The sequence below is a fragment of the Agrobacterium sp. rho-8.1 genome, assembly GCF_033957725.1.
Lineage (GTDB): Bacteria > Pseudomonadota > Alphaproteobacteria > Rhizobiales > Rhizobiaceae > Agrobacterium.
Map to the genome: position 1 here is coordinate 76750 of NZ_CP192791.1, position 24634 is coordinate 101383.

Below are 24634 nucleotides of genomic sequence, written 5' to 3' on the forward strand. Positions count from 1 at the left end.
CTCGCATGTTTTGAAGTTGCCAACGGATGACAGGGATATAAACACCGAATGGCAGAGCAGTTCGATATGTTTTCGCAAGCGGCTGGTGGAAGCCGACCAATCTCCCGTGACCGGGCAAAACGTGCCATCCCCGACAAGGCAACTATCAACTCCACCGTTGCCCTGAGTGAAGACGACATGGTCCGGCATCTGTCGCAGACAGGCCGCTACCGTATCCTGAAGAAACTCGAGCCACGCACGGTCGCGACAGTGATCCGTCCAGAATACCCGCTCAGGGGCATCATCCTCGACACCGAGACGACAGGCCTCAGCGCCCGCAAGGACGAAATCATCGAGATCGGTGCAATTGCCTTCACCTTCGATGATACCGGCCGCATCGGCGATGTCACCGGTATCTACGGCGGGCTTCGGCAGCCGAGCGTTTCCATCCCTCCCGAAATCACCAAGCTAACCGGCATCACCGATGAGATGGTGGCTGGACGGTCGATCGACCTGGCAGCATTGCAGGCTTTGATCGAGCCTGCTGATCTTGTCATTGCCCACAATGCCGGCTTCGACCGGCCGTTCTGCGAGGCGTTTTCTCCGATGTTTGCCGGCAAGGCCTGGGCCTGTTCGAATTCGGAGATCGACTGGTCAGCCCATGGATATGAAGGCACCAAGCTTGGTTATCTGATCGGGCAGGCGGGGTATTTTCACGAGGGGCATCGCGCGGTCGATGATTGTTTTGCTCTTCTGGAGGTCTTGGATCGCAAAGTTGATGGCTTGGCCTCCAGCGCCTTCGCCGAGCTCTACCAGGCCAGCCAAAGGTCCCGGATACGGATTTTCGCCGAAAACAGCCCCTTCGACATGAAAGACCATCTGAAGGCGCGCGGCTATCGGTGGTCGGACGGAAGTGAAGGCCGCCCCAAATCATGGTGGATTGAAGTTGGTGAAGAGGCGCTCGCCGATGAACTCCACTATCTCCGTACCGAAATCTACCGCTATCCTGACGCCGATCCACCAGCCAGACGCCTAACCGCCTTTGATCGCTTCCGGGCGTGAGCATCTGATCGTATGACCTGACATGCTTCGAGCCTGCCTGTGGAGGCTTTGGACAAAGTGTAGCGTCGTCACAGTCACCGATTGGATCCGTGCTCAGTACCGCCGGCCCAGCTTGGCGAAACGAACCCAATTGATCTCTCCGAGCAGCAAAATATTCTTCGTCATGGTACCCGTCATACCTTAAAGACGTGGTTGTGGACGGTCTACTGAGATCAAATGCGGCCCGACCACGGCGTCGATTCAGGCGGAGAGATCGCTGACTGCCGAGCTTGCGATAATGGCGCGGATTTCGGGTAAGGCAGGATTGGTATTCTCAGGGCTCCAGATGGCATGCAGCTCTGCAATACAATGTTGCCTGAGGTCGAGCGGGCGGAAGACGACATTGTCAAAACAGGCGTTGCGGGTTGTCGAAGGAACGATGGCGAGGCCGATACCGGCACTGACCAGAGACAGGATGGCCTGCGAATGGGTGCTGCTCTGGACGATTCGAGGCGTGATGCCATGCTGTGCCATCAAAGTCGTCACCTTGTCGTGCAGATAACGCGCCTGGGGCGAGAACATGATAATCGGTGTGTCGGTCAACGCTTTCAGTCCAGGCAGGCGTCTGGCCGCAAGCGGGTGTGCTCTTGGAATGGCTAACATCATCAGTTCCCGCACAACGCTCAGACTTTCCAGTTGATGCGTTCCCGACAGCGGACGCGACAGGCCTAGGTCAATATCTCCGCGATTGATCGCCTGAAACTGCTCTGCGGTTTCCATCTGCACCAACTCGAGCTCTATACGAGGTGCAAGTGTACGCGCTGCACTGACAAAGTTTGGCAGGAGGCCGTAGGTCGCCGCACCGACGAACGCAATACGGATAGAGCCGTTGCTTCCGCGGGCGGCTTGGCGAGTAGCGGTAATCGCCGCGTTGCCCTGGACAATAAGTTTTTGAGCCTCGACGAGAAAGGTATGCCCCGCGGCCGTCAGCGTGACCCGTCTACTGGTGCGCTCAAAAAGCACAACACCTAGCTCCTGTTCGAGCAGTCTGATCTGACGGCTAAGGGGCGGCTGCGTCATGTTAAGACGCCGCGCTGCGCGGCTGAAGTTCAGTTCAGATGCCACCGCAACAAAGGATCTGACCTGTCCCATATCCAGCATTTATTCAATTCCTGTATCGATCTACATCAATTTTCGATTTGGACTTAAATCGATCAAGCAGATATTGGTCAAGACACAAGCTCCCCGAGTAGGGCGAAGACAAAAATGGGGTGGAGACATGAACGTGCAGATGGCAACGACAAGCGTATCCCAGAACGCCATGAGTGCTGACAGCATTGCGTGGATCCGGCTTTCGTCAATCTTCCTGCCGCTGAAGACGCCGATCAGCGACGCGAAGGTTCTGACGGGGCGACAGAAACCGCTTACGGAGGTCGCGTTCCTGTTTGCCGAGATCGAGACGAAAAACGGCCACAGTGGTATCGGCTTCAGCTATTCCAAGCGTGCGGGCGGGCCTGGGCAATACGAACATGCCAAGGAAATAGCTCATGTTCTCATTGGCGAAGATCCGAACGATATCGGTAAACTTTGGAGCAAGTTGTGTTGGGCTGGCGCATCCGTAGGGCGCAGCGGACTTGCCGTGCAGGCAATCGCAGCCTTTGATGTTGCGCTTTGGGATCTCAAAGCGAAGCGCGCCGGTCTTCCGCTCGCAAAACTGTTGGGTGCCCATCGCGACAGCGTCCGGTGCTACAACACATCAGGTGGATTTCTTTCCTCTCCGATTGAAGAAGTTCTCGATAATGTCGAGCAATCTATAGCGGCAGGTATCGGTGGCATCAAGATTAAGGTCGGACAGCCTGACATGAGCGTCGATCTCAAGCGCGTTGCGGCGGTTCACGAGCGAATTGGCGACCGTGCGGCGATGATGGTTGATGCCAACCAGCAATGGGATCGTCCAAGTGCAATGCGCTTTGGTCGTCTGATGGAGCCTTACCATCTGACGTGGATTGAAGAGCCGTTGGATGCCTACGATATCGATGGACATGCTACGCTCGCAGCCCAGCTTGATACGCCGATTGCGACCGGCGAAATGTTGGCGAGCGTGCTGGAGCATGTGGCTCTCATTCAGAACAATTCGGTTGACTTCATTCAGCCGGACGCGCCGCGTGTCGGCGGCATCACCCAGTTCCTTAAGATCTGCGCTCTTGCGGAAGCGAAGAAGCTGCAGCTAGCCCCGCATTTTGCTATGGAAATCCACCTGCATCTTGCGGCAGCTTATGAGCTTGAGCCATGGGTAGAGCATTTCGACTGGCTTGATCCTCTGTTCAACGAGCGTCTGGAAATCAAAGACGGCAGGATGCTGGTGCCGAACCGGCCAGGTTTAGGGATAACGTTGTCGCAACAGGCTGGACACTGGACGCGTGGGGTTGCAGAGTTCGGCAAGCGGCCATGAGGTAACCATACCTCAGGCCGTTCCTCGGGCAACGATGTGGAAGTCGATTGTAATCATCGTTTCGACATTGGGGTCACCATCGATTTTTCTGAGAATGGACCGTGCGGCCTGGGTACCAATATCGCGGCGGTCGATCCGTATTGTGGTGAGCGGCGGATGCGTATGAGGTGCGAAGTCGAAGTCACCGAAGCCGATAATGGCGAGTTCATCGGGCATGCGGCACCCGCGCGCGTGGGCTTCTGCAAGGGCGCCATGGGCAACCACATCCGATGAGCAGAAAACGCCCAGCGTACCTTCGCCGCGCGTGAGAAGTTCCGCCATCGCGAGGCGTCCATCACGGAAGGTCGAGGGAGAGTTCATTTCCAGTTCTGGCAGTTCAACGTCTGCAACACCCTTGAGACGGTTGACGAAGCCATCGCGACGCTGGACGGCGCGTGGGTCGTTAGCGCCGATCTGTGCATAGCGATCGTAGCCGCGGATGAGCAGGTGTTCAGCAACCAGCGCCCCGACACCAGCGTGTGAAAAGCCGACCGCGGTGTCGAGCGGCGAGGGTGTGGAGTCCCAGATTTCTACGATCGGAAGGCCAGCGCCTGTGAGCATGGCGCGTGTTTCCTTGAGGTGCGTTACGCCAGTCAGAATAATACCGTCGGGGCGCCGTGCAAGGATGGCCCGCGTGAGTTCCAGTTCCCTGGCGTTATCGTAGCCGGAAAGGCCGAGCAGTAACTGGTAACCGGCGGATACCAGTTCGGCGTTGAGGCCTTCGATCGTTTCGGCAAAGATGGTGCTGGCGACAGAAGGGACGATAGCGGCGATCAATCTGGTTCTTTTGGAAGCAAGACCGCCAGCAAGAAGGTTCGGCACATATCCCGTTCGAGCGATGACCTTCTCGATCGCTTCCAACGTCCGCGGTTTGACCAGCGCTGGCTTGTTCATCGCGCGCGATACCGTCACTGGCGAAACGCCAGCAAGCTTGGCGATATCGGCCAGCGTCACCGGGCTATTACTCGTCATGCGCTTGCTCTTGAGGTCGTCGGTCATGGTCACTGCTCCTCTTAAAATGATTTACGCTTTCATTTTTAATCTAATCAAGTGTCTAGGCATTTTCTTTTGCAGAAAACAATTCATACCTTTGATTCAGAACGATTTAAAATATGCTTCCCGAGGTTGCAGTGGCGGATTTTGACGCTAGAATGAAAGCGCTTCCATTTCTTCGGAAGGAGGGTTTCGAAGAGTGGACTAACGGGACCGGCCATGCGCCGGACAAGTGGAGGAAACAGTATGAACCTCATGCGTTCAGTGACGCTTGCATCCGCTGCGGCGGTGATATCAGCCGCCGGCCTACAGCCGGGTTATGCGCAGGACTATCCGACCAAGACCGTAACCATCGTTGTTCCATTCGCAGCTGGCGGCAATACCGATACGTTCGGCCGTCTCGTTGCAGAGGAGCTCGATAAGCGGTTGGGACAGCGTTTCATCGTTGAAAACAAACCGGGTGCCGGTGGCAATATCGGCCTCGGGGATCTCGCCCGCTCCAAGCCCGACGGCTACACGATCGGCATGGGTACGGTAAGTTCCAATGCAATCAACCAGACGCTCTACAAGAAACTGCCTTACAACAAGGAAAAGGGCTTTGCGCCGATTTCTCTGATAGCCAGTCTTCCGAACGTTCTCGTCGTCAATCCGGATAAGATAAAGGCGAACAACGTCGAGGAGTTGATCGCGTTCCTGAAGTCGGAGCCGGGCAAGCATACTTATGCCTCTTCCGGTGTCGGCACATCGATCCATCTGGCAGGCGAGTTGCTGGCAACGAAGGCCGGCGTCAAGATCACTCACGTCCCCTACAAGGGCAGTAGCCAGGCCATCCTCGACGTTGTGGCCGGGCATGTCGACATGATGTTCGACAATATTCCCACGGCTGCCCAGCAAGTGAAGGCTGGTAAGGTCAAGGCGCTGGCCGTCACGAGCCTCGAAAAGGCTGATTTGCTCCCTGATGTGCCGACCATGGCAAGCGTCATTCCCGGTTTTGAAGCGACCTCATGGCACGGGCTCTTCGCTCCTCCCGGCACGCCGCCGGAAATCGTCGAAAAGCTCAGTAAGGAAGTTCAGGCGATCATTGCCGAGCCAGCGATGAAGGCGAAGCTCGAAGCGATGGGCGTCACGCCCGTCGGCAATACATCCGCCGAGTTCCAGGCTTTCATCGACAAGGAAACGGCGAAATGGGCCGATGTTATCAAGGCCGCCAACGTGCCGTTGCAGTGAGGCGCTCTGTCGGCCGGGACGAGTGACCGGCCGACACATCTTTCACACGCGAGTATCATGCCATGCTGAAAATTAAGAACCGCCGGGACTTCTTTGGCGGTGTGACGATGATCTGCGTCGGACTGCTGTTCATCTGGTTCGGCCGCGAGCTTGAAGTCGGAAACTCCTTCCAGATGGGGCCGGGCTATTTCCCGACCATGCTTAGCCTGTTGCTGATCATCATTGGAGCCCTCATCATCCTGCAGGCTCTCGTTGTGGGGGGTGAGGATAGCGAGCCGGAGATCTGGAACTGGAAGGCCTTTGGCCTGGTGATAGCAGCGCCGGTGTGCTTTGGCATGTTGCTCGCAGGCCTTGGTCTCGCACCTACCATGTTCTTGCTGATCGTCGGGGTAGCGACCGCCAGCCGATACGCCAATTGGTATCATTCGATCCTGCTCGGACTTTTCCTCGCGGTCTGCTCCGCGCTGCTGTTCACAAAACTCCTCTCGCTTCCTGTCAGCGCCTTTGGCCCATGGGTCCCCTTCATTGGCGACCTCATCTGACGCTTGCATCTGATGCCCTCTGGGCAGCCGACGAAACCGGATTGGACTGCATATGGATCTCTTCTCTAACCTTTGGCTCGGTGCATCCACGGCCTTCCTGCCGATGAACCTGTTCTACGGCTTTGTCGGCTGTCTCTTGGGTACAGCGATCGGCGTCCTGCCCGGGCTCGGGCCGACGGCTACGATCGCCATGCTTCTGCCGATCACCTTCGGCTTGCCTCCCGAATCGGCGCTCATCATGCTGGCCGGTATTTTCTACGGCGCCCAGTATGGGGGCTCGACGACGGCGGTGCTGATCAATCTTCCAGGCGAAAGCTCTTCCGTCGTCACCGCGATCGACGGCTATCAGATGGCCCGCAATGGCCGCGCCGGAGCAGCGCTCGCGACCGCAGCGCTCGGCTCGTTTTTCGCCGGTACCGTCGCGACGATCCTGCTGGCGGTCGCGGCGCCGCCGCTTGCAGCGGTCGCGCTCAATTTCGGGCCTGCGGAATATTTTTCGCTGATGGTTCTTGGCCTCGTTGCCTCCGTCGCGCTGGCCAGCGGGTCGCTGCTTAAGGCGTTCGCGATGATTATCTTCGGGCTGGTCCTCGGGACGGTTGGCACAGATGTCGAGAGCGGCACGCCGCGGTATGTCTTCGATATTCCAGAACTCTATGACGGACTGAATTTCGTTGCTGTCAGCATGGGCATCTTCGGCATCTGCGAGATCCTGCGCAATCTGGAAAACGAGGAGGAACGCTCGGTCGGGGTCAAGAAGGTGACCGGCCTGATGCTGACGAAGGAAGATTTCAAACGGATTATCGCACCGGTGCTGCGTGGGACGGCGCTGGGTTCCTTCCTCGGAGTGCTACCCGGGGGCGGGGCGATGCTCGCCTCATTTGCCTCCTATGCGGTGGAGAAGCGGATATCTCCGAACCGCGCCGAATTCGGCAAAGGCGCGATCGAGGGAGTGGCGGCGCCGGAATCAGCAAACAATGCCGGCGCGCAGACCTCGTTCATTCCGATGCTGACACTCGGCATTCCAGGCAACCCTGTGATGGCACTAATGGCAGGCGCGATGATCATCCAGGGTATCACCCCCGGCCCGAACGTGATCTCGGAAGAGCCGGAACTGTTTTGGGGCATGATTGTCTCGATGTGGTCGGGTAACCTCATGCTCGTCATTCTCAATCTACCGCTGATCGGTCTTTGGGTTCGGATGCTAACTGTGCCGTATCATCTGCTCTTTCCGGCAATCATCGGCTTTTGCTGTATCGGCGCCTACAGCATCAACAACAGCGTCTTCGACGTGTTCGTCATGGCAGGTTTCAGCGTCGTCGGCTTTGCGCTCAGCAAGATGCGCTTCGAGCCAGCACCGCTTCTGCTCGGCTTCATTCTCGGGCCGATGCTGGAAGAAAATCTGCGTCGGGCGATGCTGATCAGCCAGGGCGACCCGACGATTTTCGTGCGCAGTCCACTCAGCCTATCGCTACTCGTTTTCGCCGTCGCTGTGTTGGCGCTGGTCCTTGCGCCAGGCATCAACCGGAAACGCGAAGAGGCTTTCACAGAGTAATCGACAAGTCAGACCTAAGGAACCGGCAAGGGTTATAGCGGGCGGGATGGACAAAAGCGCATTCGTGGAGACGGAACTCGGCTTCGACGCCGCTGTCGATCACCGATTGGACCGATTTCCGTCTGATCTGCGCGTCACGTGCTCGGATAGTAGCGACGTCTATTTCGAGAAAGTGGCCAGCAAGGCCAAGGACGGCGTGCTACCGTTTCTCAATCAGCTCGCCCACGTCCCTGTCTAAAATCTTCCGCCGCAGCATTCTCGTCTTTGGCTTTATTTACATAGAGTTCGCGGCCGACCCATTTCGACGAGTTTGTGAGCGAAATCGAGCCTCGCGTATATCTCGGCTCTTTCGAGTTTGAGCACGTCATGTGCTGGTGCGCATCCTGAGACGGCCTGTCCCGATGACGACGGGAAAGTTCGGTTTGTATGCTACAGCGCGCATCTAAATCCCGATCCGAGATGAACGCGTTGAGAGTTTCAGTGCCTAAGGTTTCCCCGATCCGGTCCGGAAGGCACGCTCACCAGACAACGTCTCGTGCGAAGGCTTCTTAGGCCGATTAAAAACCAACTCTTCTATCCTTGGGACTGGAACGCGACGACCATCGAACAGTGCGTCGGCGAGGTGGATGCCTATATCTGCTGGTACAACGAAAGGCGCATCTAGATATCGCTGGCTCACCCAGCCCGGTCGAACATCGTAAAAGTCTCGGCCTGATCTTATAAAACTGTCCAACTTTTTATCCGCACCCCGTCAACAGCCGACGAACAGCGAAGCTTGCACGCATCGACAGCCGATGCTGAAGGTTTGGTCAGGCTTCCGCGAAATTTATTTTGTGCGTGTTACCCAGCACCGTTTCAAATCTTACTCACTGATTCAATTTGCGAATCTCTCGAGTTGCTAAAAATAGAGGACTGCATTCCTAATTTAGCGCCTCTTGACTCCCATTGAGCGCAGGAACAGAACGTGAACTTCAACATTGAAAACGGCATGAAGCCGTTCCCATAAACGACACGAACCGGAAGGACTACGTGAACGATGGCTGCTGCGCGCGAGCATGTCATAGCGGATCTGCGTGATCGGATCGCCTCGCTGGAAGGCGTCGTGGCGAAGCAAGCGGAATGTCTGCCGTTCGGGGTGAGCGCAATCGACGCGGTGCTGCCGGGCGGCGGTCTAGCCAGAGGCGCTCTTCATGAATTTGCAGGTGGCGGCGCCGGAACCGTCGATGGGGCAGCCGCGGCCCTGTTCGTAGCAGGCGTTGCCGCCCGTACCAAAGGCCAGATCGTCTGGTGCCTGACGCGCCCGGATCTGTTTTTTCCTGCGCTCGCGCAGGCAGGTCTTGACGCAAACCGCGTGATCTTCGTGGAAAGCGATCGCGAAGAGGACGTGCTTGCCTCAATGGAAGAGGCGCTCTCCTTCGGTGGGCTGGGCGCGGTCGTCGGCGAGGTCGTGCGATTGCCTATGCTGGCGAGCCGGCGGCTTCAGCTTGCAGCGGAAAAGAAGGGAAGCCTGGCGCTCGTTGTTCGCAGATGGCGACGACAGGCAGAAGCTAATGATTTCGGCCAGCCGACGGCCTCGATGACCCGATGGAGGGTAAGCGTGCTGCCGTCGCAGGAGTTACCAGTGCCGGGTGTTGGGCGGGCGAGATGGTTGCTGGAATTGATGCGGTCGCGCGCAGGCGAGTGTGCCGAGTTTATTGTTGGAGCGTGTGATGACCAGGGTCGTATCGATCTATCTTCCAGATCTGTCGACGGATCGCATTCGTCGCGCGGATCCCGGCATTCCGGCTGAACAGGCCATCGCCGTGATCGGGAAATCCGGCTCGAAACGCTGGGTGTCGGCGGCAGATGCTGCAGCGAAGAAGGCAGGCCTACGTGTCGGCATGCAGGCGGCAAAGGCCCAGGCCTTGTTTCAGGGGCTGCTGATGATCGATGCCGATCCGAAGGCGGACGCCGACGCGCTGGAGCGCATCACCTTCTGGGCACTGAGCCAATACTCTCCAATCGTCGCAGTGGATGCGCCGGATGGCATCGTCATGGACACCGACGGTGCCGACCATCTCCGGGGCGGAGAGCTTGCCATGTTGAGCGGGATTGCAAATCGCTTTCGGGGCAGGGGGCTGACGGCCCGTGTCGCGATCGCCGACACCTGGGGTGCCGCTCATGCCTGCGCACGCGCCATCACCAGAGAGACGGTGATCGTGCCGCGCGGCGAAACCGTAAAAGCGGTCGAGCGGTTGCCGATTTCCCTGTTGCGTCTGCCTGAAAAGATGACCGGCGATCTAAGGACGCTTGGCTTCCGAACCATCGGTGAGCTTTCCGCGACGCCGCGCGCACCATTGACACTTCGCTTCGGACCGGAAATCGCTCGCCGCCTCGACCAGATCTTCGGGCGTATCGGCGAACCCATCGACCCCATCCGCACGCCCGAACTGATCGAGGTCAGCCGCATCTTCCAGGAGCCGATCGGGGCTGCCGAAACGATCGACAAATATGTCGGTCGCCTGGTCATCGAACTCTGCAACCAACTCCAGAAAAAGGGTCTGGGTGTTCGCCGCGTCGATCTCATCGTCCACAAGGTCGACAACACGACCCAGGCACTGCGGGCAGGAACGGCAAAGGCTGCCCGCGATGTCGCCTGGTTGACGAAGCTGTTTCGCGACAGGACCGAGAAGATCGATCCGGGCTTCGGGATCGAAAAGCTGACCCTTGCGGCGATCATGGTCGAGCCGCTTGAGGAAGCACAGAAGGCGTCGTCGCTTGTCGAAGACGAGATCGCGGATATCACGCCGCTCATCGACATCTTCGGCAATCGCGGACAGCGTGTCTATCGTCTGGCCCCCGTTGCCTCCGATGTTCCCGAGCGTAGCGTTCAGAGGATTGCGCCTGTTGCAGATGACATTGTCGTCGCCTGGTCACATCACTGGCCGCGTCCGGTACGGTTGCTCGCTCATCCCGAGCTGGTCGAGGTCATCGCATTGATGCCCGACCATCCTCCTGTTTCCGTCACTTGGCGTGGCAAGCGCCGCAAGGTGAAGCGCGCCGATGGTCCTGAACGAATATTCGGCGAGTGGTGGCAGCGCACATCCGAGTGGGCCGCAGTGCGCGACTACTTCATCATCGAGGACGAAGCGGGCGAACGCCTTTGGGTTTTCCGGGCTGGCGACGGCGTAGATAGCGAAACTGGGTCGCACAAATGGTTCGTCCAGGGGATATTCGCATGAGATATGCCGAGCTTCAGGTAACCACCCATTTCTCGTTTCTGCGCGGTGCCAGCAGTGCGACCGAACTGTTCGAGACGGCGAAAAGCCTCGGCATCGATGCAATCGGGGTCGTGGATCGCAATTCGTTGGCTGGCATTATCCGGGCATTGGAGGCATCTCGCGCCACCGGTCTGCGGCTTGTCGTCGGTTGTCGATTGGATTTACAGGATGGCATGTCGATCCTGGTCTATCCGACGGACCGCGTGGCCTATTCGCGTCTGACCCGGCTGATCACGCTCGGCAAGGGGCGAGGCGGCAAGAACAACTGCATCCTCCATTGGGACGATGTGATGACCTACGCCGACGGCATGATCGGCATCCTCATACCCGATCTCGCCGACGATACATGTGCGCTGCAGCTCAGGAAAATGGTGGAGGTGTTCGGCAAGCGCGCCTATGTCTCCCTTTGCCTGCGCCGCAGACCAAACGATCAGCTTCGGCTACACGATCTTTCCAACATGGCAACGCGCCATAAGGTCAAAACCGTTGTCACCAACGACGTGCTGTTTCACGAGCCGGGACGGCGGCAGCTTCAGGACATCGTCACCTGCATTCGCACCAAATCGACGATCGATGACGTCGGTTTCGAGCGCGAACGTCATGCCGATCGATATCTCAAGCCGCCTGCAGAAATGGAACGCCTGTTCCCGCGCTATCCCGAAGCACTGCGGCGGACGATGGAGATTGTCGATCAGTGCAGGTTTTCACTTGAGGAGCTGACCTATCAGTACCCAGAGGAGGCGATCGTTCCGGGGAAAGACGCTCAACAATCTCTCGAACACTATGTCTGGGAATGTGTACCGGACCGATACCCTGAGGGCATGCCACCAGACGTTCTGGCGACGGTTCGGCATGAACTCGATCTCATTCAAAAGATGAAGTATGCGCCGTATTTCCTGACGGTGTTTTCCATCGTTCAGTTTGCGCGCTCAAAGGGAATCCTCTGCCAGGGGCGAGGATCGGCTGCCAATTCTGCCGTCTGTTATATTCTCGGCGTCACCAGCATCGACCCTTCGACGAATGACCTGTTGTTCGAGCGCTTCATCAGCCAAGAGCGCGACGAACCGCCAGATATCGATGTTGATTTCGAACATGAGCGACGCGAAGAGGTCATTCAGTGGATCTACAAGACCTACACCCGCGAGAAGGCGGCACTGTGTGCGACCGTCAGCCGTTACCGTGCAAAGGGGGCCATTCGTGACGTCGGCAAGGTGCTTGGCCTGCCTGAGGATGTGATCAAGGCATTGTCGTCAGGCATGTGGTCCTGGTCGGAAGAAGTCAGTGATCGCAATGTGAGGGAATTAAACCTCAATCCCGATGACCGCAGGCTGAAGTTGACGCTGCAACTTGCACAGCAACTGATGGGAGCACCCCGTCATCTCGGTCAGCATCCCGGTGGCTTCGTGCTGACCCACGACCGCCTCGATGACCTCGTTCCCATCGAACCTGCCACGATGGAAGACCGACAGATCATCGAATGGGACAAGGATGACGTGGAGGCGCTCAAGTTCATGAAGGTCGATGTTCTGGCGCTGGGCATGCTGACCTGCATGTCCAAAGCATTCGACCTGATCCGTGAGCATAAGGACGACGATCTGGATCTCGCAAAGATCACTCAAGAGGATCCGGCGACCTATGCGATGATCCGCAAGGCCGACACGTTGGGAACATTCCAGATTGAATCCAGGGCCCAGATGGCAATGTTGCCACGCCTGAAGCCGCGGACATTTTACGATCTCGTTGTTCAGGTGGCGATCGTGCGTCCCGGTCCTATCCAGGGGGACATGGTCCATCCCTATCTTCGCCGCCGGGAAGGCAAAGAAAAGGTCGAATATCCGACGCCGGAACTGGAAGCCGTGCTGGGCAAAACACTGGGCGTGCCGCTGTTTCAGGAAAGTGCCATGCGCGTCGCGATGGTTTGCGCAGGTTTTACCGGAGGCGAGGCCGACCAGCTCCGAAAAAGCATGGCGACGTTCAAATTCACGGGCGGTGTGAGCAGGTTCAAGGAGAAGCTGGTCTCCGGCATGGTGCGAAACGGCTACACAGCCGAGTTTGCCGAGAAGACATTTTCGCAGCTTGAAGGTTTTGGGTCATACGGTTTCCCAGAATCCCACGCTGCCTCGTTCGCGCTGATCGCCTATGCTTCGAATTACATGAAATGTCATTTTCCGGATGTCTTCTGTGCTGCATTGCTGAATTCCCAGCCCATGGGTTTCTATGCCCCGGCGCAGATTGTCGGCGATGCCCGTGCGCACGGCGTCGAGATACGGCCTGTCTGTATCAATCGATCTCGGTGGGACTGCACGCTGGAGCCGATCGGAAATACCGATCGTCATGCCATGCGACTGGGAATGCGGATGGTGAAGGGCCTGGCAGCGCCGGACGCGGCCCGGATCGTTGCCGCGCGAATGAACGATCCGTTCAGTTCGGTCGATGACATGTGGCGACGATCCGGTGTTCCCGCTGCTTCCCTTGTCGAGCTTGCAGAGGCCGACGCCTTCCGGCCATATCTTCAACTCGAACGTCGCGATGCGCTCTGGGCGATCAAGGCGCTCCGCGACGAGCCACTGCCGCTGTTTGCCGCCGCTGCAGACCGCGAGCAGAAGTCCATTGCCGAGCAGGCGGAGCCTGAGGTCGAGCTTCGGCAAATGACCGAAGGCCATAATGTTGTAGCGGACTATGGACATGTCGGCTTGACTTTACGCGAACATCCAATGGCATTCCTACGGGACAGCTTGACCAAGCGCAGCATGGTGACGTGCGAAGACGCGATGTCCGCGCGTGACGGTCGATGGGTCTACACCGCAGGTCTTGTCCTGGTGCGGCAGAAGCCGGGGAGTGCGAAAGGCGTGATGTTCATTACGATCGAAGACGAGACCGGTCCTGCCAACGTCGTGGTCTGGCCAAGTCTATTTGAGAGGCGGCGCCGCATCGTGCTCGGATCAAGCATGATGGCAATCAACGGACGAATCCAGCGGGAAGGGGAGGTCGTGCACCTGGTCGCCCAGCAGCTATTCGACTTTTCTGCAGACCTCTCTGGTCTCGCTGACATGGATGTCGTGTTCAAAGCACCATCCGGACGTGGAGACGAGTTCGCTCACGGTTCGGCAGGCAGTGGAGATTCTCGAGATAGACAGAAACCGGTGCCTGAGGCGCGGGACATCTTCGTACCTGACCTTCATATCGACACGTTAAAGGTCAAGGCGAGAAACTTCCAGTGATGGCTATCCGCTTGTCTGTGGTTTGGTCTCACCCTACCGTTCGAGCATGATGAAAGATCTGGCACAAGAAGCGTTCGAGCACGCATTGGAACGATTTCCCGAAGGTTACAGCCTGGGTAATTTCCATGGTCGGAAATGGGGCGTAACCGTCAAACGCTCCGCGGGTCGCAACCGCGTCTGGCTTTACGCTGAGGACCTCGCTGGATCCGACATTGTCAGCTTCAATCTCTATCGACTCAAAGGTGCTGGGCTGAAGCTAAAGCCGTGCGAAATGTCGTCCGAAAAGGTCGTGGCCTTCGTGCTCGGCTTCAACATCGGCTTGTCGTCGTCGACAGGTGAAGTGTAATAGCGGTCTCGAATCCTAAAACTGCCATTGGACCGAGAATGTCGTGAAACCCGAACGCGGAATTCGCCTTCGCGACAGGCTGAAATGGAACGGCTCTCCCGTGGGCAGTCGGTCCCGCCTTCCGCTCCGCTGCGCGATGCTGAGGCTCCTGCGGCTCCCCTTTTCCGGACGAACCGTGTCGAGAATTCCCGCTTTCCCGCCCTGTTCGGCCGGCGCGATGCTGAAAGCTCCGATGCTCTTCAATGTCTTGCTCCAGGCTTTGCGCACGCCTGCGGGTGGCGCGATATCGCATGACGGTACCAGCAGCATTCCGTCGTTTCACAAAGTGTCCGCTGCGTTGGTTCGACACCTGAGCAAGAAGCCTGCAGCCCGCCGAGCTTGAGAATGCAGGGGGCTCAAGCAAACATATTCTCAATCTCCCCACGCTGCATGGCGTGTTTATCGGGGTTCTGCTGCTTCAGCTTTGCAAGGTTGATCAATTTCCATCGTACTGCCGGTAGTGCCGCTGCCTGCGGCAAGCCGATGGCGTCGAAATCCGGCTCCGTATCATGGAGAGTAAGCAGGAACCGCATCGCTTTATCATCGAGGCGGGTTCGAAGGTCATCTGTTAGCCGGGTCCGTGCGTCTTTCAGTTCGATCAGGCTGACCGGCTCGATGGTCATGCCTTCGAATTCTTTCACGAAGGCGTCTTCGAGTTCGGACAATGACGGCCTGATCAACTCATGCGGCGGCCGACCGGAGCTTGCGACATAGATGAGAAAGGTCCGAAACAACGCATCGGTGAGCCCCTCATTATCGTAGAGCAGCTTCACGTCGAAGAGATCGCGCGGGTGCTGGCGGTCCACGGCGGCATGAAGTTTGCCACCAAACAGATCCTCGAAGGACACCACCTGCATTTCGGCAAAGCCGAACGCTTCGGAGACGCCATCCGCGACCGCCCGCAATTCCGGAGGATGCACCGTTCCACGCGCGACCGGCGAGGTCTCGATCTTGATTTCGGTGGTGCCCTGCCGGACGAGCACCCGCGTGTCATTGTTGCCGCCGCCGGCGATACGCTGGACGTCGACGCCGCGCAGGTTCTTCAGCAGGTCGTCGCGAATGCGGTCAAGCGCGGCGTCGATACCGCTGAGCGTCGTTTCGCGATCCTCGATCGGAAGGTAGGTGAGGTCGATGTCGACTGATAAGCGGGGCATATTCCGGTAGAACAGGTTGATGGCCGTTCCCCCCTTGAGGGCAAAGACATCCTGCCGGGCGATGTAGGGCAACGTCCGGACCAACAGTTCGACCTGCCGCATATAACGATCACGCGCCATCCATGTTCTCCTTTGGCACCAGGTCTGCAGGGACTGTGATGCGATAAATCGGGTGAAGCCTGCCGCCTGGGACAAGTGCTCGATCGCCGCGTCCCATATCGATCTGCGATCTGTCGATATGCTTGAGCCACGCATGCGCATGCTTGTCGGCAAAGACGAAGAAAAGGCGTTTGACCTTTACGCTGCGACACCGGGTCAACAGCGTCGTTAACATTTTCGGGCGCAGATTGACCATTCCCTCAAACACCATGTCGATGTTGTGAAAGCTCTCGTTCTTCGGAAGTTCATCGAGAAGCTCCAGTATCGCCCTCTCAGCCGATGACATTTTGATGGGCCAGCGCCATGGGCTCATAGCCAGTTCCTCATCTGGATTATCGGAGAGGCTGAATTCGCTGTTCTCGACGCCGCCAGTCTCATCAGGAAATAGTCCGTGGCTCCGCCGGACAAACCTGGCATCGGTCGGCAACGTCATGAGCCAGTCAGGGATATCGGAGCCGTAGAGGTAGACGCGTGTATTACCGCCAAGCTGCAGGTAGTGGGAATGGCCCCGCAATCCAAGCGCGGTAAGACCTCCGACGTGGAATATATGTCCCATGATCCATTGCGCGGATAACAGGGGAATTTTCCAGCCCGTGATGACTTCCGTCTTTTCTCTTGCCGAAAATGGGCGGCGGTAAACGCCTGTCGCGATCCGCTCGAGCCAACCCTGTTTGATATAGGCCGATACGGATTGCCGCGAGATCGCGTGGCGTGCCGTCCAGGCAGAATCGACAAGAAAGCCCGGCGGAACCGATTGGATAAGATACTTTAGCTTTGGTCTCTTTTGTCCATTCATAATAGACATTATAGCACTATTTCAAAGTCCTTTCCAAGTGCACTTTAACGGATAATCATTCTGTAAATGATAAATTGACAAATAATGAAAGTTTCAAAGTAACTTGCGCGGTCGCGAGGCTCCTCCTTGCCGCAGAGGTGTTGCGCTAAACCTCAACGGAGAGCGTCCATTCCGCAGGCCACCATGCCTGACGCAGTCGTTGATCACCAGGCCGCCATGTCAAATTGTGCCTGTGTCGACATCGCACTTTGGATCAGAAGCAGTTCCCCACCTTCCCCTCGTTACGGAAAATGGCAATCCGGCTGATCCAGATGAAGGTCAGTGAGGCGAGATCGAATATCAATCAGCTCCAACCATTGGCGATGCCAACCCAGCTCTTTTGTCTGGCATCCCTAACCCAGTCCCGTCCTTGGACGGTCAACCCGCAGGGGGTTCGCAGTTCCTGCGACCTCTCTAGCTGCGCCGCCAAGGTGACCGCGGCCAGGCCCGGATCAAACAGGCGCCATCGAGCGGGGATTGGCCCCGCCAACGGATGGAGCCTCACATGTCCGATCTCAGCCTTGCACAAAACCACGCACTTGATCTTGCCCGGACCCTGATGGTCCCGGTCACCCTCTTCAAAATAGATGGCGAAATCGGCGTCATGCCTTCCGCCGAGTATGACGGCGATGAAGACGCCGTGATCAACGAATACGATCCATTTGCTTGCTGGTCGGCTCATTGAGCCGATCACCGCTTCGGGGACGCGGCGTGCCGCTTGCGCTGACGCGCACGCAAGGGAGGCTTCGCCGCGAGCTTGGTCGGCAGATCTGCACATTGCGAGCCGCGCCCTTGCGCGCTTCCATCTTCGCGGCCTGGACGCTGCCAGTCCGAATAAATCGGATAAGCGAAAGGAAGTGAAATGGAGAAAAATGACATAGAGGAGTTGCGCGCCCAGGTGGGCTGCACAGTCGTGCTGGGTCATGAAGGCTTCACGATAGACCGAAAAGAGAGCACACGCCGGGCAGTCAAATTCCGCCGCGACGACGATATCATCGTCGTCATCCATGACGACAGGGGCTGGTTCGACGCCCGTTCGGATGCCAAGGGCGATGTGTTTGCGCTCGCAAGCTATCTGCGTGGAATCGGATTTACGGAGGCCCTGACAGTGGTTGGCGATCTTGTCGCGTTTCAGCCCACCGCGCTAACCTGGGAGAAGCCTCTTCGTCAAAAGCAGACTGTGGCTTCGGTCGCTGACCGCTGGAACAACCGAAAGCGGCCATGGCGCGCATCGGCGACTTGGAGCCATCTGCGGCATAACCGGGCGCTGCCATCGCAGGTCATCGCTGCGGCGATCAATGCAGACGTTCTTCGGGAAGGCCCATATGGCTCGATGTGGGCAAAGCATGTCGATGAGACTGGCGCCGTGATTGGCTGGGAAGAGCGCGGCCCGGACTGGCGCGGGTTTTCGACCGGCGGCGCCAAGGCGCTCTTCCAGTTTGGAATGAACAACGCTCGTCGGATCTGCGTCACAGAGGCGGCAATCGATGCGCTCAGCCTGGCGGCGATCGAACAGACGAGACCTGACACGCTTTATGTCAGCACAGGTGGCGGCTGGTCGCCGATGACCGCACAGGCGTTGGAAAACTTAGCTTCAGGGGAAGACGCGTGGCTGGTGGCCGCGACCGACAACAACGTTCAGGGTGAGGTTTTTGCGGATCGATTGCGCCAGATGGCAGATCGCACCGGTTGCGATTTCTCGCGGCTGAGGCCGGAAGCTGAGGATTGGAATGATGAATTGAAGGAGAGGAGGGAGAGAGGAGAGCTGCCGCATACGCGGGAAGCCGCATCAAGGGTGAAGCTGCCGCCCGCCTGACGGCGGCCCTTGACACGGCTCCCGCGAGGCGCCGGCTGAGGAGGGGTAATCAAAGGACTGAAAGAAGAGGCCGACCAGGCTTCCGCTTCGGTCCCCAACCCCGAAGGAGCCGCATATGTCCGATTCTCCAGCAATCCGCCCAGCGCATCGCAAGGTGTTCGAAGGTGTCGCCAGTCGCCACGAAATGTATGCCCTGTTTAACCGCCACAGCCAGTCGCCATTCGATGATGATCGGATAAATGGCACGCGCTATGTCTGCGAGTGGTTCGAGATATCAGAAGCCGATCACGACCACATGTTCGAAATCCTGCCGCCGCTCTTCTATCACGGTGATATGTTCGCCATGCGCGAGTTTCTGGCCGCCAGCGTCACCAGTGTTTTCTTCGCGCTGACCATCGATAATCGGTCACTCTGGTTCCACGGCTATTGCGACCTGGGCGAGCGCCGGTCGCCCGACCTAGTGCGCGCCGAGATCATTGCTCGCGAGTCCCGGCCGGTGCGCGCCATGAACCGACAGGAAAAACTCGATCACATCTGGAGCGCGACCGGTCCGGATTTCCGCGGCTATGCCGACGCTCGCTTTCCAGCCGATCTGCGCAATCGCCAGATCGTGCTCGTCTATCCCTCAGCGCAGGGAAAGATCTGGAAGCTGCTCGACGATCTGACCGACGAGGAGATCGCCGCCAAGCTGCCGGTGCAGTTCCGTCTCTTAGCCGAAACAATCGCTGCCTGACGGCAGCCTTCAAATCCCAACTTCCACCATCCGCGTCCTGGCAACACTCGCACCCAACGGCGAGTGTGCCTCGGCGCGCCCACTCACAGGAGTTTTCCAATGGCGCATGACGATCCTTTCACCATCGACCTGTTCGGCAATACAGCTCTCGCATCCGGTTTCGATCTCGGCGTGCCGGGTTTCGCAGCAGAGTTCGGTACCGATATAGATATCTACCCGCCACCATCGACGCCGGCACCTGCGGTTCCCCTTTGCAAAGAACCAACGCCCAAAGGGCAGATGCGGGCAAAGGTGGATTTCCGGCTGCAGGGTTCTCGCGGTCTCGCCAAATCGTGGCCCGACCGTGCGCGGGACAATATCGTCGCCATCCTGCTGGCCAACGAGATCGAGCGTCAGGGATTACCGGCCCGACCCGACCAGCAGGCCAGGTTGATCAAGTTTACCAGCTTCGGCGCATCGGATCTGGCCAACGGCATATTCAGGCGGCCGGGCGACGAAGCGTTTCGCAACGGCTGGGAAGAACTCGGTGGCAATCTCGAGAGCGCTGTTGCGCCCGGTGAATACGCGTCTCTGGCGCGCTGCACCCAATATGCGCACTTCACGCCGGAGTTTATCGTTCGTGCCATCTGGGCAGGCGTGATCCGCTTGGGCTTCAAGGGTGGCCGGATCCTGGAGCCGGGTATCGGCACAGGCATGTTTCCCGCGCTGATGCCGGATGCTCTTTCCAAGGTGAGTCATGTCACCGGCGTCGAGCTCGATCCCGTCACCGCTCGCATCGTTCGGCTGCTACAACCGCGGGCCAGGATCATAACAAGTGATTTCGCCACGACAGATCTGCCAGCCAATTTCGATCTGGCGATCGGCAATCCGCCGTTTTCGGATCGGAGAGTGAAGAGTGATCCAGCCTTTCGCTCTCTTGGCTTCCGGCTGCATGACTATTTCATCGCCAAGTCCATCCACCGGCTGAAGCCTGGCGGGCTTGCCGCTTTCGTGACCTCGTCCGGCACCATGGACAAGGCTGATGCCCGCGCCCGTGAACACATTGCCGGCATGGCCGATGTCGTTGGCGCAATCCGCCTGCCCGAAGGCAGCTTTCGGGCTGACGCCGGCACGGATGTCGTCATCGATCTCCTCTTTTTCCGGAAGCGCCGCGCCGACGAGCCGGCTGGAGACGATAGCTGGCTCGATCTTGCGGATGTAAAGGTGGAAGGCGAGGGCGACAGCGTCCGTATCAACAGGTGGTTCGCCGATCATTCCGACATGGTGCTGGGACGTCATGCGATCACGTCAGGTCCATTCGGCGAAGCCTATACCTGCCAGCCGACAGATGACGATCTTGAAACGATCTTGAAAACTGCCATCGAACGGCTTCCTGCGGATATCTATGACGGCGAGCCATCCACAATCGATTTCGAACTTGAGGATGAGGTGGCGGATGCGATGGCAGAGCGGCCTGATGATCCCAAGGTCCGCGAGGGCAGCTATTTCATCGGCAAGGCCACAGCGCTGATGCAGGTGGTGGATGGGGTCGCTGTTCCGGTCGAGGTCAGGAAGGGCCGCAGCACCGACGGCATCTTCGCCAAGTACGCCCTCATTATCCGCAAGCTGATCCCGATCCGCGACGCGGTCCGGCTCATTCTCAAACTGCAGGAACGCGATCAGCCGTGGCAAAAGGCACAGGTCTCATTGCGGATCGCGTGGTCGAGTTTTGTGCGCGAATTCGGTCCGATCAACTTCACCTCCGTCTCGACATCGGAGGATCAGGAGACGGGGGAGGTCAGGGAGGTCCACCGCCGGCCGAACCTTGCGCCGTTCCTCGACGATCCCGATTGCTGGCTGGTCGCCTCGATCGAAGACTACGATCTGGAAACCAATACCGCCAAGCCAGGACCCATCTTTACCGAGCGTGTGATTGCGCCGCCACCTGCGCCAGTGATCACCTCGGCATCAGATGCACTCGCTGTTGTTCTGAACGAACGCGGTCATGTCGACCCCGATCACATCGCCGAAGTACTGCATCGTGACGCCGATGAGGTTATCAGCGAGTTGGGCGAAGCGATCTTCCGCGATCCGTCCAACGGCTCCTGGCAGACGGCTGATGCCTATCTGTCCGGCGCTGTCAGGTCGAAGCTGGTAATCGCACGCGCGGCCGCGGACTTCGACCCCGCCTTTCAGCGGAATGTCGTGGCGCTCGAACGTGTCCAGCCTGCTGACCTCAGGCCCTCGGACATCACCGCACGCCTCGGCGCGCCGTGGATCCCGGCCGATGATGTCGTCGCCTTCGTCAGAGAGATAATGGACGCCGAGATTTCGATCCAACATCTGCCCGAACTGGCGACGTGGACGGTGAATGCCCGGCAGCTCGAATGGTCGGCATCCGGCACGACGGAATGGGGTACGCACCGCCGCCATGCCGGCCAGCTTCTCTCCGACGCCCTGAACTCGTCCGTGCCGCAAATCTTCGACACCGTCCGCGATGGCGAGACCGAACGCCGGGTGCTGAACACGGTGGAGACGGAAGCCGCCAAGGAAAAGCTCGCCAAGATCAAGACCGCTTTCCAGTCTTGGATCTGGTCGGATCCGGATCGCACCGATCGGTTGGCGCGGGTCTATAACGACACTTTCAACAACATCGCGCCGCGAGCCTTCAACGGCGATCATCTCCAACTGCCCGGCGCCTCAGGCGCCTTTTCTTTGTACGGGCACCAAAAGCGCGGCATCTGGAGGATCATCTCGTCCGGCGCCACCTACCTCGCCCACGCCGTCGGTGCCGGAAAGACCTTGACCATGGCGGCCGCCATCATGGAACAGCGCCGGCTTGGCCTAATCAACAAGGCGATGCTGGTCGTGCCCGGCCATTGCCTGGCCCAGGCTGCCCGTGAGTTTCTGGCGCTCTATCCCAATGCCCGCATCCTGGTCGCCGATGAGACCAACTTCGTCCGGGAGAAGCGCCATCGCTTTCTGTCGCGGGCTGCCACCGCCAACTGGGCCGCGATCATCATTACCCATTCGGCATTCCGGTTCATATCCGTGCCATCGGCGTTTGAGGCGCAGATGATCCAGGATGAGCTCGAGCTTTACGAGGAGCTGCTCACCAAGGTTGAGCGCGATGACCGACTGTCGCGCAAGCGCATCGAACGCATGAAGGAGGGCCACAAGGAACGGCTGGAAGCGCTCGCGACGCGCAAGGACGACCTGCTGACCATCTCCGAGCTTGGTATCGACCAGATTATCGTCGACGAGGCGCAGGAATTCCGAAAGCTGTCCTTCGCCACCAATATGTCGACCCTGCGCGGTGTCGATCCGAACGGCTCGCAGCGCGCCTGGGACCTGTTCGTCAAATCCCGCTTTATCGAGACGAAGAACCCGGGCAGGGCGCTGGTGCTGGCTTCGGGCACGCCGATCACCAACACGCTCGGGGAGATGTTCTCGGTCCAGCGCATGATGGATCCGACAGCGCTTTCCGAACGCGGCCTTCATGAGTTCGACGCCTGGGCCTCAACCTTCGGCGACACCTCGACGGAACTGGAACTGCAGCCGTCGGGCAAATATAAGCCGGTCACGCGCTTCAGCCAGTTCGTCAACGTGCCGGAACTGATTGCCATGTTCCGCTCCTTCGCCGACGTCGTGCTGCCCGTCGATCTGAAGACCTATGTGAAAGTGCCGGAGGTCTCCGGCGGCAAGCGCCAGATTGTCACCGCCGAGCCAACCGCGGCTTTCAAGTCCTACCAGAAACAGCTCGATGCCCGCATCAAGGCGATCGAGATGCGCGACGGGCCGGCCAAGCCCGGCGACGACATCCTGCTCTCGGTCATCACCGACGGACGTCACGCCGCGATCGATCTGCGCCTGGTCGATCAGGCCATTGGCAATGAGACCGCCAACAAGCTGAACGCGCTAGTCACCAATGCCCACCGGATCTGGCAGGAAACAGGAGAGGCCGAGTATCGCCGCAAGGACGGCAAGGCGTTCGACCGGCCGGGCGCCGGCCAGCTGATCTTCTCCGATCTCGGCACGATCAATGTCGAGGCGACGCGCGGTTTTTCCGCATACAGATGGATCCGCGATGAGCTCGTCCGCCTTGGCGTCCCGGCCTCCGAAATCGCTTTCATGCAGGACTACAAGAAATCGGATGCCAAGCAGCGACTGTTCAACGACTTCAATGCTGGCAAGGTTCGCGTACTGATCGGCTCGTCGGAAACCATGGGCACCGGCGTCAACGTCCAGGCCCGTCTCAAAGCCCTGCATCACCTCGACGTGCCATGGTTGCCATCACAGATCGAGCAGCGCGAGGGCCGCATCATTCGCCAGGGCAACCAGCATGACGAGGTCGATGTCTTCGCTTATGCAACTCTCGGCAGCCTCGATGCCACGATGTGGCAGAATAACGAGCGCAAGGCCCGGTTCATCGCGGCGGCTCTTTCCGGCGACACCAGCGTCCGTCGCCTGGAAGATATCGGTGAGGGGCAGGCCAACCAGTTTGCCATGGCCAAGGCCATCGCTTCCGGCGACGAGCGGCTGATGCAAAAAGCCGGGCTGGAGGCCGAGATCGCCCGCCTCGAGCGACTGCGCGCCGCCCATATTGACGATCAGCATGCGATCCGCCGGCAGATCCGCGATGCCGAACGGGACATCGAGTTTTCCAGCCGCCGGATCGAGGATGTGGGCAAGGACATCGGACGCCTGGTCCCGACCGCGGGAGACGCATTCGCGATGCAAGTCGGAAGCGCGGAGTTCGACGAGCGCAAGCTCGCTGGCCGCGCGCTGATGAAGGAGATCCTGACGCTGGTTCAGTTGCAGCAGGAGAAAGAGGTGATCATCGCCACGATAGGCGGTTTCGATCTCGCCTATCATGGCGAGCGGTTCGGCAAGGACGGTTATCGCTACGACACCTTTCTTCAACGCATGGGTGGCGATTATGAGATAGACCTTCCAGTCACCACGACGCCGATCGGCGCCGTCTCCCGGCTCGAACATGCGCTTGGTGGGTTTGAACATGAGCGCGAGAACTATCGCAATCGGCTAGCCGATGCGAAACGTCGCCTCGCCTCCTACACACCGCGTCTGGGGGAAAGCTTCTCGTTGGAAGCGGAGCTCAAACTCAAGCTGAGCCATCTGGACGAGATCGAAAGGGATATGGCGGTAACCGCCGACGAGCCAGAGGGGGATCCCCAGCAGGCCGCATAACCAGCTGCTTTTCCACGGTCACTTGAAACGCGGTCGGGTGATACATTCATCGGTCATCA

Annotated in this window: 19 protein-coding genes and 1 pseudogene; 15 read left to right on the forward strand and 5 right to left on the reverse strand. The window is 58.6% G+C overall.

Annotation, left to right across the window (positions count from 1 at the left end):
* Positions 1-48: 48 nt before the first annotated feature.
* Positions 49-1041 (forward strand): 3'-5' exonuclease, encoded by a 993-nt coding sequence (locus RMR21_RS24140; protein ID WP_498672595.1) that lies wholly within the window; start codon positions 49-51, stop codon positions 1039-1041.
* A 240-nt stretch (positions 1042-1281) separates the two neighbouring features.
* Here RMR21_RS24140 and RMR21_RS24145 read toward each other — a convergent pair whose 3' ends face one another.
* Entirely contained in the window at positions 1282-2181 is a 900-nt protein-coding gene (locus RMR21_RS24145) for a LysR family transcriptional regulator (RefSeq protein WP_498672597.1), read from the reverse strand.
* A gap of 118 nt (positions 2182-2299) precedes the next feature.
* On the opposite strand from RMR21_RS24145, the gene RMR21_RS24150 reads away from it, so the two are divergent.
* Complete coding sequence (locus tag RMR21_RS24150) at positions 2300-3472, forward strand: L-talarate/galactarate dehydratase (protein WP_498672599.1); 1173 nt, start codon at positions 2300-2302, stop codon at positions 3470-3472.
* A gap of 12 nt (positions 3473-3484) precedes the next feature.
* On the opposite strand, the gene RMR21_RS24155 is transcribed toward RMR21_RS24150, so the two are convergent.
* Entirely contained in the window at positions 3485-4510 is a 1026-nt protein-coding gene (locus tag RMR21_RS24155) for a LacI family DNA-binding transcriptional regulator (protein WP_498672601.1), read from the reverse strand.
* A 240-nt stretch (positions 4511-4750) separates the two neighbouring features.
* Between RMR21_RS24155 and RMR21_RS24160 the strand changes: the two genes are divergently transcribed.
* From RMR21_RS24160 to RMR21_RS24200, 9 genes and pseudogenes are all read left to right on the forward strand, one after another.
* Positions 4751-5731: a Bug family tripartite tricarboxylate transporter substrate binding protein gene (locus RMR21_RS24160; RefSeq protein ID WP_498672604.1), complete on the forward strand. Its 981-nt coding sequence runs from the start codon at positions 4751-4753 to the stop codon at positions 5729-5731.
* Between the two features lie 62 nt (positions 5732-5793).
* On the forward strand, positions 5794-6273 hold the full coding sequence (locus tag RMR21_RS24165; protein ID WP_498672606.1) for a tripartite tricarboxylate transporter TctB family protein: 480 nt from the start codon (positions 5794-5796) through the stop codon (positions 6271-6273).
* Between the two features lie 52 nt (positions 6274-6325).
* A complete protein-coding gene (locus RMR21_RS24170; protein ID WP_498672609.1) occupies positions 6326-7825 on the forward strand; it encodes a tripartite tricarboxylate transporter permease in 1500 nt (499 codons plus the stop codon).
* A gap of 46 nt (positions 7826-7871) precedes the next feature.
* The gene (locus RMR21_RS24175; RefSeq protein ID WP_498672611.1) at positions 7872-8063 is read left to right on the forward strand and encodes a hypothetical protein; all 192 of its coding nucleotides are present in this window, start codon (positions 7872-7874) and stop codon (positions 8061-8063) included.
* A 268-nt stretch (positions 8064-8331) separates the two neighbouring features.
* Positions 8332-8548, forward strand: a pseudogene (locus RMR21_RS24180) (IS3 family transposase); the annotation flags it as partial.
* 313 nt (positions 8549-8861) lie between these two features.
* Entirely contained in the window at positions 8862-9614 is a 753-nt protein-coding gene (locus tag RMR21_RS24185) for an ImuA family protein (RefSeq protein ID WP_498672613.1), read from the forward strand.
* Positions 9535-11046, forward strand: a complete 1512-nt coding sequence (locus RMR21_RS24190; protein ID WP_498672616.1) for a Y-family DNA polymerase — start codon at positions 9535-9537, stop codon at positions 11044-11046. The genes RMR21_RS24185 and RMR21_RS24190 overlap by 80 nt, the downstream gene beginning before the upstream one ends.
* Positions 11043-14306: an error-prone DNA polymerase gene (locus RMR21_RS24195; RefSeq protein WP_498672618.1), complete on the forward strand. Its 3264-nt coding sequence runs from the start codon at positions 11043-11045 to the stop codon at positions 14304-14306. The genes RMR21_RS24190 and RMR21_RS24195 overlap by 4 nt, the downstream gene beginning before the upstream one ends.
* A 46-nt stretch (positions 14307-14352) precedes the next feature.
* Entirely contained in the window at positions 14353-14652 is a 300-nt protein-coding gene (locus RMR21_RS24200) for a hypothetical protein (RefSeq protein WP_498672620.1), read from the forward strand.
* A gap of 15 nt (positions 14653-14667) precedes the next feature.
* Here the strand turns inward: RMR21_RS24200 and RMR21_RS24205 are convergent, their stop codons facing one another.
* From RMR21_RS24205 to RMR21_RS24215, 3 genes are all read right to left on the reverse strand, one after another.
* Entirely contained in the window at positions 14668-14961 is a 294-nt protein-coding gene (locus RMR21_RS24205; RefSeq protein ID WP_498672622.1) for a hypothetical protein, read from the reverse strand.
* An 86-nt stretch (positions 14962-15047) separates the two neighbouring features.
* The gene (locus RMR21_RS24210) at positions 15048-15965 is read right to left on the reverse strand and encodes a nucleotidyl transferase AbiEii/AbiGii toxin family protein (protein ID WP_498672624.1); all 918 of its coding nucleotides are present in this window, start codon (positions 15963-15965) and stop codon (positions 15048-15050) included.
* Positions 15955-16800 carry a type IV toxin-antitoxin system AbiEi family antitoxin domain-containing protein gene (locus RMR21_RS24215; RefSeq protein ID WP_498672665.1) on the reverse strand — a complete coding sequence of 282 codons (846 nt, stop codon included), beginning with the start codon at positions 16798-16800 and terminating at the stop codon, positions 15955-15957. The genes RMR21_RS24210 and RMR21_RS24215 overlap by 11 nt, the downstream gene beginning before the upstream one ends.
* A 544-nt stretch (positions 16801-17344) precedes the next feature.
* Here RMR21_RS24215 and RMR21_RS24220 point away from each other — a divergent pair.
* The 4 genes from RMR21_RS24220 to RMR21_RS24235 all read left to right on the forward strand — a co-directional run bounded on the left by RMR21_RS24220 (position 17345) and on the right by RMR21_RS24235 (position 24575).
* A complete protein-coding gene (locus RMR21_RS24220) occupies positions 17345-17524 on the forward strand; it encodes a hypothetical protein (RefSeq protein WP_498672626.1) in 180 nt (59 codons plus the stop codon).
* A 177-nt stretch (positions 17525-17701) separates the two neighbouring features.
* On the forward strand, positions 17702-18655 hold the full coding sequence (locus RMR21_RS24225) for a DUF3991 and toprim domain-containing protein (RefSeq protein ID WP_498672628.1): 954 nt from the start codon (positions 17702-17704) through the stop codon (positions 18653-18655).
* Between the two features lie 115 nt (positions 18656-18770).
* Entirely contained in the window at positions 18771-19388 is a 618-nt protein-coding gene (locus tag RMR21_RS24230; protein ID WP_498672630.1) for a DUF1419 domain-containing protein, read from the forward strand.
* A gap of 99 nt (positions 19389-19487) precedes the next feature.
* Positions 19488-24575 carry a helicase-like domain-containing protein gene (locus tag RMR21_RS24235; protein ID WP_498672631.1) on the forward strand — a complete coding sequence of 1696 codons (5088 nt, stop codon included), beginning with the start codon at positions 19488-19490 and terminating at the stop codon, positions 24573-24575.
* Positions 24576-24634: the final 59 nt, after the last annotated feature.